General features: G+C 50.7%; 25 protein-coding genes and 1 pseudogene. 25 read left to right on the forward strand and 1 reads right to left on the reverse strand.

The genetic code is table 11. The features are described from left to right. Nucleotides 1-2 precede the first annotated feature (2 nt). From gpM to A6U95_RS21970, 3 genes are all read left to right on the forward strand, one after another. Nucleotides 3-749 carry a phage terminase small subunit gene (gene gpM, locus A6U95_RS21960; RefSeq protein WP_065686012.1) on the forward strand — a complete coding sequence of 249 codons (747 nt, stop codon included), beginning with the start codon at nt 3-5 and terminating at the stop codon, nt 747-749. A gap of 92 nt (nt 750-841) precedes the next feature. Next, nucleotides 842-1,348 (forward strand): head completion/stabilization protein, encoded by a 507-nt coding sequence (locus A6U95_RS21965; RefSeq protein ID WP_065686013.1) that lies wholly within the window; start codon nt 842-844, stop codon nt 1,346-1,348. Further along, on the forward strand, nt 1,348-1,551 hold the full coding sequence (locus A6U95_RS21970; RefSeq protein WP_065686014.1) for a tail protein X: 204 nt from the start codon (nt 1,348-1,350) through the stop codon (nt 1,549-1,551). Before A6U95_RS21965 ends, A6U95_RS21970 begins: the two co-directional genes overlap by 1 nt. Nucleotides 1,552-1,762: 211 nt before the next feature. Here the strand turns inward: A6U95_RS21970 and A6U95_RS21975 are convergent, their stop codons facing one another. Continuing rightward, nucleotides 1,763-2,314, reverse strand: a complete 552-nt coding sequence (locus A6U95_RS21975; protein ID WP_065686015.1) for a hypothetical protein — start codon at nt 2,312-2,314, stop codon at nt 1,763-1,765. A 164-nt stretch (nt 2,315-2,478) separates the two neighbouring features. Here A6U95_RS21975 and A6U95_RS21980 point away from each other — a divergent pair, with 164 nt between their 5' ends. From A6U95_RS21980 to terL, 22 genes and pseudogenes are all read left to right on the forward strand, one after another. Further along, nucleotides 2,479-2,733 (forward strand): helix-turn-helix domain-containing protein, encoded by a 255-nt coding sequence (locus A6U95_RS21980; protein WP_065686213.1) that lies wholly within the window; start codon nt 2,479-2,481, stop codon nt 2,731-2,733. Nucleotides 2,734-2,743: 10 nt separating this feature from the next. After that, nucleotides 2,744-2,947 (forward strand): hypothetical protein, encoded by a 204-nt coding sequence (locus A6U95_RS21985; RefSeq protein WP_065686016.1) that lies wholly within the window; start codon nt 2,744-2,746, stop codon nt 2,945-2,947. 3 nt (nt 2,948-2,950) lie between these two features. After that, nucleotides 2,951-4,996 (forward strand): Mu transposase C-terminal domain-containing protein, encoded by a 2,046-nt coding sequence (locus A6U95_RS21990; RefSeq protein ID WP_065686017.1) that lies wholly within the window; start codon nt 2,951-2,953, stop codon nt 4,994-4,996. 10 nt (nt 4,997-5,006) lie between these two features. After that, nucleotides 5,007-5,903, forward strand: a pseudogene (locus tag A6U95_RS21995) (AAA family ATPase). Between the two features lie 10 nt (nt 5,904-5,913). Beyond that, nucleotides 5,914-6,165 carry a hypothetical protein gene (locus A6U95_RS30835; RefSeq protein WP_074423393.1) on the forward strand — a complete coding sequence of 84 codons (252 nt, stop codon included), beginning with the start codon at nt 5,914-5,916 and terminating at the stop codon, nt 6,163-6,165. An 8-nt stretch (nt 6,166-6,173) separates the two neighbouring features. Continuing rightward, nucleotides 6,174-6,452: a hypothetical protein gene (locus tag A6U95_RS22000; RefSeq protein ID WP_065686018.1), complete on the forward strand. Its 279-nt coding sequence runs from the start codon at nt 6,174-6,176 to the stop codon at nt 6,450-6,452. A 12-nt stretch (nt 6,453-6,464) separates the two neighbouring features. Beyond that, nucleotides 6,465-6,656 carry a hypothetical protein gene (locus tag A6U95_RS22005; protein ID WP_065686019.1) on the forward strand — a complete coding sequence of 64 codons (192 nt, stop codon included), beginning with the start codon at nt 6,465-6,467 and terminating at the stop codon, nt 6,654-6,656. Nucleotides 6,657-6,678: 22 nt separating this feature from the next. Next, nucleotides 6,679-7,263 carry a DUF3164 family protein gene (locus tag A6U95_RS22010; RefSeq protein WP_139102436.1) on the forward strand — a complete coding sequence of 195 codons (585 nt, stop codon included), beginning with the start codon at nt 6,679-6,681 and terminating at the stop codon, nt 7,261-7,263. 376 nt (nt 7,264-7,639) lie between these two features. Next, a complete protein-coding gene (locus tag A6U95_RS30840) occupies nt 7,640-7,819 on the forward strand; it encodes a hypothetical protein (RefSeq protein ID WP_139102437.1) in 180 nt (59 codons plus the stop codon). Beyond that, nucleotides 7,816-8,526 carry a DUF2786 domain-containing protein gene (locus A6U95_RS22020; RefSeq protein ID WP_065686022.1) on the forward strand — a complete coding sequence of 237 codons (711 nt, stop codon included), beginning with the start codon at nt 7,816-7,818 and terminating at the stop codon, nt 8,524-8,526. Before A6U95_RS30840 ends, A6U95_RS22020 begins: the two co-directional genes overlap by 4 nt. Beyond that, complete coding sequence (locus tag A6U95_RS22025) at nt 8,526-8,981, forward strand: ANR family transcriptional regulator (protein WP_065686023.1); 456 nt, start codon at nt 8,526-8,528, stop codon at nt 8,979-8,981. The genes A6U95_RS22020 and A6U95_RS22025 overlap by 1 nt, the downstream gene beginning before the upstream one ends. Next, nucleotides 8,974-9,240: a hypothetical protein gene (locus A6U95_RS22030; protein WP_065686024.1), complete on the forward strand. Its 267-nt coding sequence runs from the start codon at nt 8,974-8,976 to the stop codon at nt 9,238-9,240. The genes A6U95_RS22025 and A6U95_RS22030 overlap by 8 nt, the downstream gene beginning before the upstream one ends. Nucleotides 9,241-9,330: 90 nt before the next feature. Then, the gene (locus tag A6U95_RS22035; RefSeq protein ID WP_065686025.1) at nt 9,331-9,753 is read left to right on the forward strand and encodes a regulatory protein GemA; all 423 of its coding nucleotides are present in this window, start codon (nt 9,331-9,333) and stop codon (nt 9,751-9,753) included. Continuing rightward, entirely contained in the window at nt 9,753-10,187 is a 435-nt protein-coding gene (locus tag A6U95_RS22040) for a Mor transcription activator family protein (protein ID WP_065686026.1), read from the forward strand. Before A6U95_RS22035 ends, A6U95_RS22040 begins: the two co-directional genes overlap by 1 nt. An 11-nt stretch (nt 10,188-10,198) precedes the next feature. After that, entirely contained in the window at nt 10,199-10,708 is a 510-nt protein-coding gene (locus A6U95_RS22045) for a hypothetical protein (RefSeq protein ID WP_065686027.1), read from the forward strand. Nucleotides 10,709-10,795: 87 nt separating this feature from the next. After that, on the forward strand, nt 10,796-11,341 hold the full coding sequence (locus A6U95_RS22050) for a glycosyl hydrolase 108 family protein (protein WP_065686028.1): 546 nt from the start codon (nt 10,796-10,798) through the stop codon (nt 11,339-11,341). Further along, the gene (locus A6U95_RS22055) at nt 11,338-11,961 is read left to right on the forward strand and encodes a hypothetical protein (RefSeq protein WP_083196443.1); all 624 of its coding nucleotides are present in this window, start codon (nt 11,338-11,340) and stop codon (nt 11,959-11,961) included. The genes A6U95_RS22050 and A6U95_RS22055 overlap by 4 nt, the downstream gene beginning before the upstream one ends. Beyond that, nucleotides 11,958-12,359 (forward strand): putative holin, encoded by a 402-nt coding sequence (locus A6U95_RS22060; protein ID WP_065686029.1) that lies wholly within the window; start codon nt 11,958-11,960, stop codon nt 12,357-12,359. Before A6U95_RS22055 ends, A6U95_RS22060 begins: the two co-directional genes overlap by 4 nt. Beyond that, nucleotides 12,349-12,651: a phage holin family protein gene (locus A6U95_RS22065; protein WP_065686030.1), complete on the forward strand. Its 303-nt coding sequence runs from the start codon at nt 12,349-12,351 to the stop codon at nt 12,649-12,651. Before A6U95_RS22060 ends, A6U95_RS22065 begins: the two co-directional genes overlap by 11 nt. Before the next feature lie 124 nt (nt 12,652-12,775). Further along, entirely contained in the window at nt 12,776-13,276 is a 501-nt protein-coding gene (locus tag A6U95_RS22070) for a DUF1804 family protein (protein WP_065686031.1), read from the forward strand. Then, nucleotides 13,269-13,472 (forward strand): hypothetical protein, encoded by a 204-nt coding sequence (locus A6U95_RS22075; RefSeq protein ID WP_065686032.1) that lies wholly within the window; start codon nt 13,269-13,271, stop codon nt 13,470-13,472. The genes A6U95_RS22070 and A6U95_RS22075 overlap by 8 nt, the downstream gene beginning before the upstream one ends. A 43-nt stretch (nt 13,473-13,515) precedes the next feature. Further along, complete coding sequence (gene terL, locus A6U95_RS22080) at nt 13,516-15,174, forward strand: phage terminase large subunit (protein WP_065686033.1); 1,659 nt, start codon at nt 13,516-13,518, stop codon at nt 15,172-15,174.

Consider the following 15,174-nt stretch of genomic DNA (forward strand, 5'->3'; position numbering starts at 1 on the left):
CCATGACGAGTCCCGCACAGCGTCACATGATGCGGGTCTCGGCCATGGAGGCTGCGCAGCGGGTGGATGATCCGCTGCGCCATGCCAACGCCTACGAGCAAATGCTCGTCAAGCTGGCCGCAGACCGCGCAAAGTTAAAACAAATCTACTCCGTCGAGAAGAAAGCCGAGCACAAGCGGGCCATGTTGCCTGCCTATGCACCCTGGGTGGCGGGCGTGCTGGCCGAAGGGCGTGGCGCACAGGATGACATCCTGATGACCGTCATGCAGTGGCGGCTCGATGCCGACGACATCCCCGGCGCGCTGGTGATTGCGCCCTATGCGCTGCAACACCGGCTTGCGACACCGAACAACAAGCGTCCGGCACCCTATTTGCTGGTTGAAGATGTTGCGTTGTCCGCCGAGCGCTGCCGCAAGGCGGGGACGCCGGTGGCCATCAGCGACCTGCTGGCCACGTTGGAACTGGTCGGCGATGCGGACATGCCCGAAGAGGTACGCGCCAAGCTGCACAAGGTCATTGGCCTGATGTTCAGCGAGGTGGGTGATTTTGCGCAGGCGTTGGAACACCTCAACATCGCCATGCGAAAGGACAAGGCCGCCGGGGTAAAAAAAGAGATCCAACGGTGTGAGAGTGCGCTCAAGCCCAAACCGACCCCCGCCGCCAAAAGAACAACCGCGCGCCCGCGTAAGACTGCCGCCATCCCGGCAAAACGCGGGCGGCCACCGAAAGCGAAAAAAGTCGCCGGTTAACTGAATGCGCCCCGCGCTGGGCGGCACGATGGCCGCGACTGCCTTAGGGCTTATCAACGCCATCGTCCACCGCCCCCTATTTTGAGGTCGTCATGACAACAGTGATTATGCATAACCCCGTTGCGCCGCCCGACGAGCTGACGGCCATTATTCCGCCCACGGATGTGGCGGAGGCGGTGATTAGAAACACCTTCTTTTTCCCCGATGTAGACCCGAAGCGCGTACGTGAGCTGATGCGCCTGGAGCATACCGTCACCCCGCAGCGCCTGCGCCGCGCCATTCAAAGCGGTATCGCGGAGACCAATGCCGAGTTGTATCTGTACCGCGAGCAGCAGATGGCCGCCGGGTTTACGTGCCTGACGGACGTGCCCGCCGAGCATATCGACGGGGAGAGCGAGAAGTGTTTTCACTACTTGAGCGCGGTCTGTGCCATGGCCACCGCTGTCCTGTACGAGCGTTACCGCACCGTCGATGCCAGTGCCAAGGGCGATAAAAAGGCCGATGACGTTGAGGCGTCGATTGATGAGCATTGGCGGGATATGCGCTGGGCTGTGGCTCGGTTGCAGGGCAAGCCGCGCTGTATCGTCGGGCAGCTCTGATGGAGGTCATTGCACTGCAGGGTGACACCCTTGATGCGCTTTGCCACCGGCATTATGGCCGCACCGAGGGCGTGGTCGAGGCGGTGCTGCTGGTCAATCCGGGGCTGGCCGAGGTGGGTGTCATTCTGCCCCACGGCACCGTGTGGGGAGGTGATCATTTCTGCACAGTTAGAGGGAGGCTCGGCGCGGCGCGAAAGCCTTGAGGGACGTGGGCTGGGAGAGTTTTTTTGATTTTGCACTACTCATTTAGAAATGAACAAAAATGTGATTTTTTGCGTTTAATTTTGCACTTAAATGATCGTAGTTCAATTCAGTTTGATCGGAGTTTGAAAACATTTCAAACGGTCTTTGATACAACCATAATAGCAACTACTTTTATCCCCTGGATTTACACACGGATGAGACGTGATCGCCTCACCCGGCCTTGTGCGTTGGGCGGCTCAACTCATTGTCTTGATTATCTTCAAATGCCCCCTTTTTGGCCTCATGCAACGCCATCAAGCGCTCTTTCTCATCATCTGGAAGCTGCAACAGCTTGATATTATTGTCATCAAGAAGGTAAAGGACTGTTTCAACCCCTTTACGAACCAGCAACTCTGTTAGTTGTTGCCGCTCTCTTTCAGTTAAGAAAGAAAGCACATTGATAAGCTGATCCCCACCCTGGCTCTTAGTGGCCCCCTCCTGGCTCCTATCGGCTCTTTCTTGGCTCTTTGGTGCATCCCCGCTCCCTGTCATCAACCATTCAAGCGATACGCCCTCTACGTCAGCAATCTTTGATAGCTGGCTCTTACGTGGCGTGGGCTGTATGTCTTGTCTGCGATAGTAATTCTTGAGGGTATTAACGTTTATCCCCCAGGCTCTAGCTGCGGCGCTTCTTGATGGATACCTATCAATCAGTTGGAAAACCCTTTCAATGACAGGTTCTTTTCCTTCCTCATGAAAAACACCTTTTGGTTCTTTTCTCATATGGCGTTTCTTTCCATTTAACGTGTTGATAATAAACAATAAATAAAACAAATATTAAAAGACCCCAAAAACACCTTGATCTAGTTCTTTTGGTGTCTTAATCTTTATCCGTAGGGATAACCCTCCGGTTATCCGCACGGATAACTTTTTAGGATAGATGAATGATGAGCCAAAGAGAAGATCTGCGTGCTGGTGCTGACTGGCACCCTGAAATCATCAAGGCGGAAATCCACAAGCGTGGGTTGTCGTTTCGCGCTCTTTCCCTCAAAGCTGGCTACAAGAAAGATTCGCTAAAGACCGTGTTACGCACGCCATGTAAGCCCTATCAGCAGATCGTTGCTGATGCTCTGGGGGTTGAGCCTGAAATTATCTGGCCTAGCCGTTACCAAACTGAAAGCTACATGCGCAAAGCATCGTGATGGGTGGGATATGAAAACAGCTACTTATACGGACAAGCACACTGGCAAAGAGTATCGCGTAAATGGTACGTCTGTTACTCAATACAGCGGCGTTCCTGTGTTTCATGGGCGTGTTTTACATCTTTGGGGTGACAAGTTGGCAGTGGTTGATTTTAAAACCCAGGACGATCTGGATGGTTGGTTAAGCATGATGCACTTCGGGATCAGGGGCTAAATTATGTTTCTTGTCGCGAAAGAGTTAGTTGGGATTCCAGGGCTACCCGCCACAATCAAGGGTATTCGCGAATCGCTTAATAAGTCTGCTGGCGGTTTACCTGAGTTTGTTCGTAAGCGCTCTGGCACCAAGGCTTTTGAGTATCACATTGATTGTCTGCCTGAGCAGGCTCGTGAGGTCGTTCAGCAACGGCACTATAAGTCCGTGCTGGAACAGTCTGGGTGTAAGTCTGCTGATGTGCCAGTCAAGCGCAGCAACACCATCAAGCCCAGTGATGAGTTGGCGCTTATGCGCCAGTGTCCGGCACTGGTTGAGCGCGAGGTTTCAGCGCTGACGGCGCAACAGAAGCTTGTTGCAGATGCACGTGCCGCCTTGGCCATGGAAGTTGAACGGCTGCGTGGCGCTGGTATGTCCCGTGCTGGCGCAGTGAAATATATCGTCAAGGCTTCCCGTGATCGGTCACTCCCTTCACATCTGCAAGGCCATGCCGATATTGCTAATGCCCGTAAAGGCACCACACGCACCGGGGTTGGCGAACGTAGCCTTCAGGAGTGGCTGAGTATATTTCTCAGCACAACATCAGGTGGCGAGCGCCTGGCTTTATTGGCCCCTGGTCACCTCAAGGCCAAGCGGCCGGAGCAGATTAAATGGTTGCCTGATTTCCTGGCCCACTGGCGTGACCCGCGTGGGCCGAGTTTGACGGAGGCTTATAACCGGTTTTGTACTGAATGGGGGCAGACCTATCATGATCAGCCTGCAATGTTGGGCGTCTGTCCCTCTTATGATGCCGTTCGGCGAGCAATGGACAAGCTGCCGCGCAGGGAGAAAGCGCGAGGCCGTGTAACCGGTTCTGCTGCGCTGGCGTATGAGGTGTATCAGAAGCGTGACTGGTCGCAGATGCCCGTTAATGGGTGTTGGATAGCGGATGGTAAGTCGCTCAACATGAAGGTGGCGCACCCCGTACATGGGCGCCCATTTACGCCTGAAATGACGATTATTATTGATGGCCGGACACGCTTTGTTGTCGGCTGGAGTTTGTCTCTATCAGAAAGCATGATTGCTGTTGCCGATGCTTACCGACACGGAATGCAGCATTACGGTAAGCCGCTACTCGTTTATTCCGATAACGGGGGAGGTGAAACCAACCTGGCACTTGATGCGGATATTACCGGGATATTACCACGTATGGGGATAACTCACCCTACCAGCATACCCGGTAGAGCACAGTCACGCGGCATTATCGAACGTCTGAACGGCGTTATACCGCGCTCAATAGCGCAACAGTACGATACCTATAATGGCCATGGTGCCGATGCTGAGTATGTGCGCGTGACTTCGCGAGATATTGGCTCAGCAATCAATGCACAGGATAAAGACCGGGAGCTTTCATCCAGGCAGCGTAATGCCCTCGCTAAGCTACCTTCCTGGCGACAGTTGATTGATACGGTAGAAGAAGAGGTCAATAAATATAACAACCATCACGAGCACAGCGAATTGCCGAAAGTTAATGGCAAGCATCTTACCCCGGCAGCATACCGCCGTGCTGTGTTAGAAGCTGAAGGTGATGAAATTGAATATCTGTCAGAGCTTGAGCTACGCGAAGCCTTTATGCCCGAGCAAATCCGTACCGCTCAGCGTGGGTGGCTCTCGTTATTTAATAATGATTACTTCGCTGAAACTCTGATTAATGTAGATGGTGAGGACGTCAGAGTTGCTTTTGATATCCACGATGCTACCAGAGTAATTGTGCGTCGAATGGATGGCAGTTTTGTTTGTGAGGCCATTTGGAACGGTAATAAGAAAGCAGCTATTCCAGTTAATGTCATGGAGACTGCCATTGAGAAACGTCGTCAGCGTCGCATGAAGCGTGTTGATGAGCAGCGTAGCGAAATCGAAGCCGAAGCAAGGCCAATGCTTAACGCCAAGGTAGTACCTGATTTTGGCAGTCTGATCGGCTCAGATGATTTTAAACATATAGAAAACGAAGAAATATTCCTTTTGCAGTCACAGCGTGACGAGTATTTGCGTAAAACCGGCACACACCGTTAGGAGAGTTTAAATGACAGCGATTATCGAACGGTTAAAAGAGGTCATGCAGCGTAAAGGTTATAACCAATCTCATATTGCTCGGGCGATTGGTAAGAGTCCTGCTGTTATCAGTAGCTACATCAATGATAAATACAACGGCGACGTAAATAATCTCGAAGAAGAACTGGCCGTATTTATTCAGCGCGAGACGGATAAAGACCGTATTCGCCGCGTTGCATCCAAATTTGTACCAACGTCCATGGCGTTACATGGTCTTGAAGTGGCACGTATGGCGCACCTTGACTGAGATATTAACGTGATTTATGGCGCAGCGGGATTGGGTAAAACCATGATCCTGCGTGAGTACGCCACCCGCTATCGCGATGCAATCCTGATTGAAGCTGATCCTGGCTACACGGCCCGCGTTCTGCTCGAAGAGCTGTGCAACCGTCTGGGCCAGAGCAAGCGCGGCAACATGCATGAACTGAGTGAGAGCTGTATCACCGCTCTGCGTGAATCGGGCCGCGTAATACTCATCGATGAGGCTGAGTTGCTGCCTTATCGCGCCCTGGAAGTGTTGCGCCGCATCCATGATAAAGCCGGTGTAGGCGTCGTTCTGGCGGGTATGCCACGCCTTATTATCAACCTTAAGGGTAGGCGTGGCGAATTCGCCCAACTCTATAGCCGCGTCGGGTTTGCCCTGGATTTAGGTGAACAATTACCGCAAGAAGATTTACTTAAAATGCTGATCAGTATGGTGCCAGAAGCCGAGAACATTGCTGTTGGTGAGGCATTCTGCAAGGCAGCTAAAGGGAATGCCCGGCGCATGTTCAAATTAGCGCGTGGCGTGAGTCGTGCCAGTGAGATTAATCAGAAACCTATCGATAAGGTCATGATTAATAAATTTACCGAAATGCTAATCAACTAGCGGAGGGTATATGGGTGCAGATATTAGCTATTTGTGTCCTGTCGAATTATTAAAGCGGTTTTACCCCGAATTGAAGAATGCAAAATTGCGCACAATTTTTGATGATGGTCGTCGGGCTCGCCTAGCTGCTGAATATAAAGGGTTGGACACCAATAATGTTCCTCTCTATAGCCGTAATGCAACGTGGCAGTCTGCTTATCATAAGGGTTGGAGGGCTGTAACACCGCAAGATATTGCATTCATGAAACGCAATAATTTATAGGTGACCATATGAAAATCGTTGGGAATCAGAATATCACTCAAATGCTGTTGAAAGCCGCGCCGATTGTTGACGCAATGACCCAGAATGGCATTGCGATCCAGAATGTGATTATCCGGTCTGGCAAAGTGGTTGTGAATATTGTTAAAAGTCCTATTTGTGAAGAGTGGATAAAAGATGGCAAGGCGAATTATGCCTATGTTAATACATCCTCCGATAGTTGGCGTGGCCGTCAAGGTGTGTTTGAAATCAATGATTGCCGCATTGTTTGGTCAGAATCATTACATTAATTGGGGTGATGAATGGCAGCGCTTGTGTTAGTCAGCATAGAGAGGCAAGAAAACGGGTTACTGAAAGTTGAATACCAATCCGGTGAAAATGATCGTGCTGCATGTCAGCATGAGTTGGACACGGCAAATGAAATCACCAATGCAATCAAGGTTTTCATTTGCGAACGTAACATAGCTAAAAGAGAGGTGATACATGCCCACTAAATTACAAATCCCAGAGGGATATATGGCTGACCGTAAAGGTCGCCTGGTGCCAACAGAGCAAGTGTCTCCGTTCGATCTCGAAATGGACGCCTTTGTACGCTCTTTAGTTGATGAAGCCGTAACGGAAAGCATGCGTATCAAAGTATTTAAAAATAAAGCCTTTGATGATTGCTACGCCTGGCTGGATTTGGTGGCGGAAAAATATAACCGCCAACGTGGCGGTATGAAAGGTAACGTTTCCTTTTCCTCGTTTGATGGCAGCCAACAAATCCGCATTGCTGTCCAGGACTCATTAACGTTCGGGCCGGAACTGCAGATAGCCAAAGACATAATTGACGAGTGCCTTAACGAATGGTCAGAAGGTGCAGATAAGAAACTTAAATCCGTCATTACTGATGCTTTCCAGGTTGACCAGGAAGGCAAATTGAATACAGGGCGCATCCTGTCCTTACGCCGGATCAAGATTGATGACCCTCGTTGGACTCAGGCTCAGGATTGTATCTCAGAGTCCTTATTGGTTGCGGTCAGTAAAACTTACATTCGTTTCTTGAAAAAGGATGATGAAGGGAAACTGGTCAGCATTCCATTAGATATCGCGGCGGTGTGATATGACCGCCGCACAGTTCAATAAACTTTACCCGGTAGGAACGTTGTTTATTGAGCAATCGAAACACGACCTTATCGATGGACGTACGGTAAAGACTGTTGCGAAAGCGAATGATTTAAAATGTGGGACAATCGTTGAAATCAACGTTATACCTCATTTCGTTAATATCGATAGTCTGAAACCGGCAAACTAAAGCCACTTAATTAAATTCATGGCGTATTCATGCCTTGGGCACGCTTACGCCAAAATAAGTGAGGTGTGAAATGAAAATGGAATTCTATGTTTCGCGGCGTTCGGTTTTGGTTGGCATTTTTTTACTATTTGCTGTTTTTGTTACTAACGCTGTTTATCTCGGCTTTCTTATTTGGGGTTAATCATGAGCATATCTTTATCAGGGGCTAAATGCCCAGCCTGTGGTGTGTCTGATGTGTTGGATATGGCAGCGGAAGAATCGGTGCACGATGAACAGTTAGTTGATGTTGTTATCACCTGCGTCGAGTGCCACGCTGTATTTAATACTTTCATCAAAATTAATGAAATGGAGCAATTGCCATGAATAAAGAGCGCTATTTGCAGAAAATCAAAAAACTGTTGAATCTCGGCCGCCGTAGCACTAACCCGAATGAGGCCGGGATTGCTATTCAGCAGGCGCAGAAACTTATGGCCGCCCACAACATTAGCGCCGGTGATGTCGATTTGCTGGAAATCAGCGAATTTAACAGTAAAGGCGCACCATCAAACGCTGCCAGCGTTCCAGCCTATATGGCTGATTTATGCTTGTTGATTTCTAGGGCTTTCGGTGTGCGGTATTTTTGCACCCACACCCCAGCGGGTTATCGTTCTACAGCTAAAAATGTGGTGACGTTCTTTGGTCCAGCAGAGCGGCCGCAGATTGCCGCCTATGCCTTTGATGTCTTGTCCCGTCAAATGATGAACGGACGCCGTGAATATATCGGCGGGATGCGATCCAACACTAAACCAGCGACCAAAACCGCACGCGGGGACACGTTCTGCGAGTATTGGATTATCGGGGCTTACCAGGCAATTACCCCGCTGACAGTTACCGAAGCCGAAGAAACGTTAATAGCGGCCTATCGCCATAAATTAACTGAAAGCCAGGGGCTGACAACCAAAGATACACGCCCGGCGAATAAATGCCGGGGAGCTGATGGTGCGGCTAACGCGGGTTATACAGCCGGTAAGAACGCGAAGCTAAATCAGGGTGTAAGTGCCGAGCAGCTAAAAATAGGAGGGGCCGCGTGATGGAAAGCCTAAATAAAACCGAAACATTGCGCCAGGCATTGGCAATGATTGGCCCTGCAACCAGTAAAAAGCTGGAAGAGTTTACCGGTTTTCCTGCTAGCCGCATCGGGCCTTTGTTAACGCGTAGTACCAACGTTGGCACGGTTGTATGTGGTTGGGAGGGTAACAAGCGGCTCTACGGTTTGCCAGGCCAGCTTAAACCCGCCAAAGCAAAGCCCGTTTATGTGCCAGCGGTGCGCACTCGGCGCATCACTTGCCACAATGTGGCGTTTCAAGTTGCCAGCAACCTGGCGGCCAAGGCGGAGCAGGCTTGCTTATTTGATAGAGCTGCCAACCTGTGGCGCGAAGCGGCCGACCTATCGATCACCCCGGAGAACTTCAACTGGTGCGAGTCCCGCGAACTGTATTGCAAGCGTTGGGGGCCGTCCATTTTACGGAGAGCGGGTCATGAATAAGGAAAAGCAATTCATCAAAGATATGATCCGTTGCAGGGGTATCGACTTTGCCCGCCTTGGAATGATGGTTGAAGTCTATGGTGACCAGGGAACCATCGTTGGCATGAACGGTAGCGCTAATCTCGATGTCGTTTTCACCAATCAGTTGAAATATGGGAAACATAAGCACAACTGCCACCCGACCTGTGAGGTTAAGTATTTTGACGCCGAAGGGAAAGTCATTGCGGATTACACAAAATCCAGCGGTAGCGCGGGATGAGTAAGCGACTGACAGCGGCGCGAAAGCGCCGCCATCGTGCCAGGATGCGCACCCTTGAAACCCCACCACGGCCACCGATGGAGCAAGATCATGACCAAGACACCCAACGCGCGCGGCCTGATTGGCGCGATTAAGGCGGGCCAGTCTCACCTGGGCTGGGACGATGCGACCTATCGCGGCGTTCTATCGCGACTCACGGGTAAAACTTCTGCAACGCAGTGTTCGCTGTCGGAGCTGCAAGCCGTTCGTGAGTATATGCATGAACAAGGTTACCCTCGAAAAGTAGCCAAACATGGCCGAAAACCCCGTGTTGCGGTCAACAAGAAGTCGCTTTTAAGCAAGATTGAAGCCCTTTTGGCTGACGCAGGCCGTCCGTGGCCATACGCTGAGTCTATGGCTAAGCGCATGTTCAAGGGGCGGCAAGCGATCGAGTGGCTGACTGAGGAAGAACTAACAAAATTGCTGCAAGCATTGGCTATCGACGCTAAGCGGCATGGGCGCGGGAGGGAGTAATGGACATAGAACAGGTTCGTGAGCTTTTGCCAGACTCCATTCTGCAGATCGTTGAACTGATAGGATACCCGGCAACATCGGCTCTATTGGCAAAACTCGGTGGAGTAACGTTCCCGTTCTATAAGGGATTAAGCGAGCACGACAGTGCTCGCGCCGCATTGTTACGCGAGGCTATCGGCGATGAAAATGTGCGGATTCTTGTTAAACACTTTGCTGGTGAGGTACTCTACGTACCGCGATGTGATAGGGCGTTGCGTGAACTGCGTAATCGCGCGTTCCTCAACGAGTTTGATGAGCTTTGCAAAAGTGGGGTTTCAGCGCTAATGGTCATGACTCAGCTTTGCCCCAAGTATGGTTTCAGTGATCGGTTTGCATGGGGGCTTTTGGCTGACAATAAGGCCAGAAAACTAAACACGCAAAGCAGTCTTTTTTAAAGGAAATTATAATGAACTTGGCCATTTCAATTATTGTGTGTTTTAGTGCCTTGTGGGTTATATATGATGCATCAAAAAATAAGCTTCAATCTCCTGTGGCATGGGGGCTTTCAATTTTATTTCTTTGGTTTATTGCATTACCTGTTTATCTTTTTAAAAGAAAGAAAATGATTGTGAATGCCACAGGTTTTCACGAGTCAGGTGTGGAAGATAATGCTTGGCATCTAAACAAAAGACAGACCCCTGCATGGGTAGGATATGCTTTAGTTATCGCTTTTTCAGTTGGCTATTATAGCTGGAACTTATCCAAGGGTGAACTTCCTCTGTGTGAATCCAAAGAGGTCGCGGAGGTTTTGAGTAAAATCGTCGATGGTGATAGCATCTCCAACCCAGCGCAGTATAGTTATGAAATGTTTAATGAGGTTAGGCATTGCAACTTAATGATTAATGACACGCCCAGGTCATTTACTGTTAAATGGTACAGTGAAGATAAGGACCAATTCCTAGTTAAGTTTGACTGATTTTAATCTAGCCACTGAACCCCTTCACCTGATTATGTAATCCCCCTCTCGCAATACTGACACCATCCCAACTTACAGGATGGTGTCATGTTAACCAAAGACCAAATCATTGAAAATATCCTCGGCAAAGAAGGCGGTTATGTCAATAACCCCGATGATGCCGGTGGTGCGACCCGTTGGGGCGTAACTCAGAAAACAGCAAGAGCGAATGGCTATACCGGTGATATGCGCAATCTCAGCCGTGAAGATGCCCGCCGCATCTTGGAGGCTGACTATTGGCATGGCCCTCGCTTTGATCTCGTTGCTAACCTCTCTCCTTCCATTGCCGCAGAGCTCTGCGATACCGGTGTCAATATGGGGCCAAGCGTTCAGGCTAAGTGGCTCCAACGTTGGCTTAATGCCTTTAATCAGCAGCAAAAACTCTATCCCGACCTGATTGCCGACGGTCAGATCGGCCCGCGTACTGTCGCTGCACTGAGTGAGTTCCTGGCGGTGCGTGGCAAGGAAGGCGAAGAGGTGTTGCTCAAAGCCCTCAATTGCAGCCAGGGTGCTCGGTATCTCGAACTGACAGAACAGCGCCAGGCAAATGAAACCTTCCTCTATGGTTGGCTCAAAGAGCGCGTATCGCTATGAAACTTTTCCTGGCGTTGTTAAAGGCATACTGGCCACAGCTGTTGCTGGCAGGTTGTGCCTTTGCCAGTGGCTATAGCATTGCAACCAATGGCAATGAAAAGGATCTCGCTCAACAAGAACTGGCCTTTACCAACAAACTCACCGATCAATCGTCCGCGTTCGGGGCCGAACGAACCGCCTGGCTCAATGAAAAGACCCAGACGGCTCGCGACCAGAATGCCGCTCTGACTGCCGCACTTGCACTGCAGCAAAAGTACCAGGACAAAGCCAACTTGCTTTCTAATCAGTTGGCCACGACTAAGCAACAACTGGCGGAATCTAAAGCCAAGTACCAAAGGGATATTGTCAATGCGACTCAAAATGATGGTGTGGGCTATACCGGCCTTGGCCCTGATGGGCTGTGTCTCTACCGGCAAGCCCTTGGATACCCCTGTGATCAACGTCTGCCCGAAACCCACAGCGGAGCAGCTGCGTATCCCGCCGATGCCACCTCCCCCCGAACCGGGTTATTACCGGAAGACTTACTCGCACACTCCAGCGACTACGGCGAATGGTGCCAGTCATTAAAGGCCCAGTTGGAGAGTCTCAACCACATTTATAATAATGGAACAAACAAATGACAGACCCAGTAAGCACAGCGGTTATAAGTACGGGAACGGTAACCGGCGTTGCTTTCGGCAGTTGGTTTGCGGGCTTCGATGCTGGTGTGATTATCGGCGCTTTTGGCGGCGCTATCTTTTTTGTGATTTCAGCAACGGAATATAAAACACTATCGCGCACAGGATTCGGCGTAATTAGTTTTATTATTGGCCTGCTTTTTTCTCGCCCCTTGACAAACTATGTCATGAGTCAAGGCTTTATGCATGATTACAACGGGGAATTAAAGTGGGTTGAGGCCGCATTGGCATTCCTTGTTTCTTCATTCGCCATTTTTGCATTAATGTATGTCCGCAATAATGGCGTGGCTGGGATACTAAAGTACATCCCTTTCAGGTGGGGGCGTGGAAATGATAAATGACATTATTACAAGCACCAATGTCAATGCGGTTATATGTGCGCTTATTGCTGTGCGCCTACTGACGTTTAAACGAAATGGAGCAACGCATCGTTATTGGGGTGGATTCCTAGCATATGCGTTAATCGTCGCTACTGCATCCGTCTCCATTCGGGTGTTTATGGGGCAATACAGCACCACAACAGATATCTCGGAACTAGTGATAAATATCGTGCTGTGTATTGCAGTATTTAGCGCAAAAGGCAATGTAGTGCAATTGGTAAAGCGCCTGGGCGGGAGGGAAACCAGTAAATGAATACCAGGCAAAAGCGCCGGGCGCGCAGAGTGAAAACAGTGGCCAACCCTGTATGCCATTATTCTGCGCTTACCACTACCTGTATTTTATTAATCAAAGCCCGTTTGCGCCAGGAACTTTAACTATGGCCTACTCCCAGGAAAAGCGAGACGGATTGCGCAGGGCTTATATCTTCGGACAAATGTCGCTAGAGATTGCCTCGGCGCAAGCGGGCGTGGCGTTTGTTACGGCTCGCCGCTGGAAGAAGGATGCCCAGGATATCGGGGATGATTGGGACAAATTGCGGGCTGCGCATGTAATTGCAGGCGGTAGCCTGGAAGAACTTGGCCGCGCAGTATTAACCAGCCTGGTCACACAGTATCAGAGCACGCTGGAAGCACTGACCATCGACACCAAACTGACTGCGCAAAAGCGAGTCGAATTGCTGGCCAGCCTGGCAGATGCTTTTAACAAGGCAACGGCAGCCAGCAAGAAAATATTGCCAGAGACTGACGAACTGGCGACCGCTTGTGAAGTGATCAAGAAGCTGAGTGAATTCATTAGTGAGAAGTACCCGCAGCATCGCGGTGTATTTCTTGAGGTGTTGGGGCCGTTTGGTGAGGAACTGAATAAACATTATGGCTGACAAGTTAATCAAAATTGCGGAGGGTCAGTATGTCATGGCCAGCCAGGTTATCAATGTTGAAGTTGGGTGTCATGGTGACGTCTTTATATCCACTACCAAGGGGAAATATACCCTTGAGCTGGGTTACAACGAAAGAAGTTATCAGGGGCTTGCTCGCATTGTGGACGAAATCAACAAAGCCTTATCCGATGAATAAGGCTTTAAATACCATTTAACCAGGCGATTTGTAGACTTACCCTATGGCCAAAAAATTCTCTTCCCGCGAGTTCGCCGCCGAAATGGCCGAACTCGCTGCCAGCTTGCGGCGGACGATTGAGGCCGAGGATGTAGGCTTTGATCAGTCTGCTGCTGCGGTTACCGAGCGCCGTCGCCAGGTGAACGATCCGGTGACCGGCTTTGACTATCTCGTTAACAATTACTTCCCTCATTACATCCGCCATATCGACAAGAGCGAACTGCATAAATACCTGTTCACACGTTTGCCGGAGATCGTCGCCAGCCCCAAAGGGGAGAACGACGCGATTGCCGCGCCACGCGGTGAAGCTAAATCGACGTTGGTCAGTCAGCTATTCGTGATCTGGTGCATTATCCGGGGGATCAAGCATTACCCGGTCATCGTAATGGACTCAATAGACCAGGCATATCCGATGCTGGAAGCCATCAAGGCCGAACTGGAATATAACCCTCGGCTGCTGATGGACTTCCCCGACGTATGCGGCGCTGGTCGGGTGTGGCAGATGGGCACCATCCTGACGCGTAACGATATCAAGGTGCAGGTAGCGGGCTCAGGTAAGAAACTGCGCGGCTTGCGTCATGGCCCGTACCGTCCTGATCTGGTGGTGCTGGATGATATCGAGAACGACGAGCAAGTGCGTAACCCCGAGCAGCGCGACAAGCTGGAGTCCTGGCTAAAAAAGACCGTGCTCCCGCTGGGTACTGCGGGCGGCAAGCTCGACGTGATCTACATCGGCACCATCCTGCACTATGACAGCGTGCTATCTCGCACCTTGAAAAATCCGCTTTGGCGTTCTGCCCGGTTCAAGGCGTTGCTGCAGTGGCCCATCAATATGTCGCTGTGGGAAAAATGGGAAGAGATCCTTCGCAATAATGGCGCTGATGGGGAAATGCTGGCCAACGCCTTCTATCAGCAGCACAAGGCTGAAATGGATGAGGGTGCAGTGGTGTCCTGGTCGGCACGGCCTATTCTCACCTTGATGATGATCCGGGCGCGTGATGGTCATAACACCTTCGATGCGGAGTATCAGAATGACCCAGTGAACGGCGAGGATGCACCATTCACTGGCTGTATTAATTTCTGGGTGAATCGGCTCAACGAGTGGATCTTCTACGGCGCATGTGACCCGAGTCTAGGCAAAGCCGGTGGCAGTCGTGACCCTTCCGCGCTCCTGGTGGGAGGGTTTAACCGTCACACCGGCATTCTTGATGTGGTTGAAGCGGCCATTCGTAAGCGCGTACCGGATAAGATCATCTCTGATGTTATCGAGTTACAACGCCAGTATCGTTGCCTGGTCTGGGCCGTTGAGGCTGTCCAGTTTCAGGAGTTCCTGCGCACCGAGATGGTCAAGCGCTCGGCCGCGTTGGGGGTTCCCGTTCCTGCTCGCGCAGTAACACCGCATACCGACAAGCTGCTGCGTATAGAGTCGCTGCAGCCCCATATGGCCAATGGCCTGATCCGTCTGCACCCTGGGCAAACAACCTTGATTGACCAGTTGCGTCATTTCCCGAAAGCCGACCATGACGATGGCCCGGATACGCTGCATATGCTGTGGGCGTTGGCTTCGTCTGGCTTTGGTAATTTCAGTTTCACCCGCGTTCCGAACCGTAGCGATGATCGTGATGATGATCGTGGTGGTCGGTTCGGTTCTGGAGGTTGGTAA

The organism is Serratia sp. 14-2641 (assembly GCF_001692375.1).
Classification (GTDB): domain Bacteria; phylum Pseudomonadota; class Gammaproteobacteria; order Enterobacterales; family Enterobacteriaceae; genus Chania; species Chania fonticola_C.

Excerpts from the sequence above, each read along its gene's own strand:
- A6U95_RS22035 (WP_065686025.1), top strand. The coding sequence starts at position 9,331 with ATGACCAAGACACCCAACGCGCGCGGCCTGATTGGCGCGATTAAGGCG.
- A6U95_RS21975 (WP_065686015.1), bottom strand. The coding sequence starts at position 2,314 with ATGAGAAAAGAACCAAAAGGTGTTTTTCATGAGGAAGGAAAAGAACCT.
- A6U95_RS21985 (WP_065686016.1), top strand. The coding sequence starts at position 2,744 with ATGAAAACAGCTACTTATACGGACAAGCACACTGGCAAAGAGTATCGC.
- A6U95_RS22025 (WP_065686023.1), top strand. The coding sequence starts at position 8,526 with ATGGAAAGCCTAAATAAAACCGAAACATTGCGCCAGGCATTGGCAATG.
- A6U95_RS22000 (WP_065686018.1), top strand. The coding sequence starts at position 6,174 with ATGAAAATCGTTGGGAATCAGAATATCACTCAAATGCTGTTGAAAGCC.
- A6U95_RS21965 (WP_065686013.1), top strand. The coding sequence starts at position 842 with ATGACAACAGTGATTATGCATAACCCCGTTGCGCCGCCCGACGAGCTG.
- gpM (WP_065686012.1), top strand. The coding sequence starts at position 3 with ATGACGAGTCCCGCACAGCGTCACATGATGCGGGTCTCGGCCATGGAG.
- A6U95_RS30835 (WP_074423393.1), top strand. The coding sequence starts at position 5,914 with ATGGGTGCAGATATTAGCTATTTGTGTCCTGTCGAATTATTAAAGCGG.
- A6U95_RS22060 (WP_065686029.1), top strand. The coding sequence starts at position 11,958 with ATGACAGACCCAGTAAGCACAGCGGTTATAAGTACGGGAACGGTAACC.
- A6U95_RS22055 (WP_083196443.1), top strand. The coding sequence starts at position 11,338 with ATGAAACTTTTCCTGGCGTTGTTAAAGGCATACTGGCCACAGCTGTTG.
- A6U95_RS21970 (WP_065686014.1), top strand. The coding sequence starts at position 1,348 with ATGGAGGTCATTGCACTGCAGGGTGACACCCTTGATGCGCTTTGCCAC.
- A6U95_RS22050 (WP_065686028.1), top strand. The coding sequence starts at position 10,796 with ATGTTAACCAAAGACCAAATCATTGAAAATATCCTCGGCAAAGAAGGC.
- A6U95_RS22065 (WP_065686030.1), top strand. The coding sequence starts at position 12,349 with ATGATAAATGACATTATTACAAGCACCAATGTCAATGCGGTTATATGT.
- A6U95_RS22070 (WP_065686031.1), top strand. The coding sequence starts at position 12,776 with ATGGCCTACTCCCAGGAAAAGCGAGACGGATTGCGCAGGGCTTATATC.
- A6U95_RS22045 (WP_065686027.1), top strand. The coding sequence starts at position 10,199 with ATGAACTTGGCCATTTCAATTATTGTGTGTTTTAGTGCCTTGTGGGTT.
- A6U95_RS22040 (WP_065686026.1), top strand. The coding sequence starts at position 9,753 with ATGGACATAGAACAGGTTCGTGAGCTTTTGCCAGACTCCATTCTGCAG.
- A6U95_RS21980 (WP_065686213.1), top strand. The coding sequence starts at position 2,479 with ATGAGCCAAAGAGAAGATCTGCGTGCTGGTGCTGACTGGCACCCTGAA.
- A6U95_RS22005 (WP_065686019.1), top strand. The coding sequence starts at position 6,465 with ATGGCAGCGCTTGTGTTAGTCAGCATAGAGAGGCAAGAAAACGGGTTA.
- A6U95_RS30840 (WP_139102437.1), top strand. The coding sequence starts at position 7,640 with ATGAGCATATCTTTATCAGGGGCTAAATGCCCAGCCTGTGGTGTGTCT.
- terL (WP_065686033.1), top strand. The coding sequence starts at position 13,516 with ATGGCCAAAAAATTCTCTTCCCGCGAGTTCGCCGCCGAAATGGCCGAA.
- A6U95_RS22020 (WP_065686022.1), top strand. The coding sequence starts at position 7,816 with ATGAATAAAGAGCGCTATTTGCAGAAAATCAAAAAACTGTTGAATCTC.
- A6U95_RS22030 (WP_065686024.1), top strand. The coding sequence starts at position 8,974 with ATGAATAAGGAAAAGCAATTCATCAAAGATATGATCCGTTGCAGGGGT.
- A6U95_RS22075 (WP_065686032.1), top strand. The coding sequence starts at position 13,269 with ATGGCTGACAAGTTAATCAAAATTGCGGAGGGTCAGTATGTCATGGCC.
- A6U95_RS21990 (WP_065686017.1), top strand. The coding sequence starts at position 2,951 with ATGTTTCTTGTCGCGAAAGAGTTAGTTGGGATTCCAGGGCTACCCGCC.
- A6U95_RS22010 (WP_139102436.1), top strand. The coding sequence starts at position 6,679 with ATGGCTGACCGTAAAGGTCGCCTGGTGCCAACAGAGCAAGTGTCTCCG.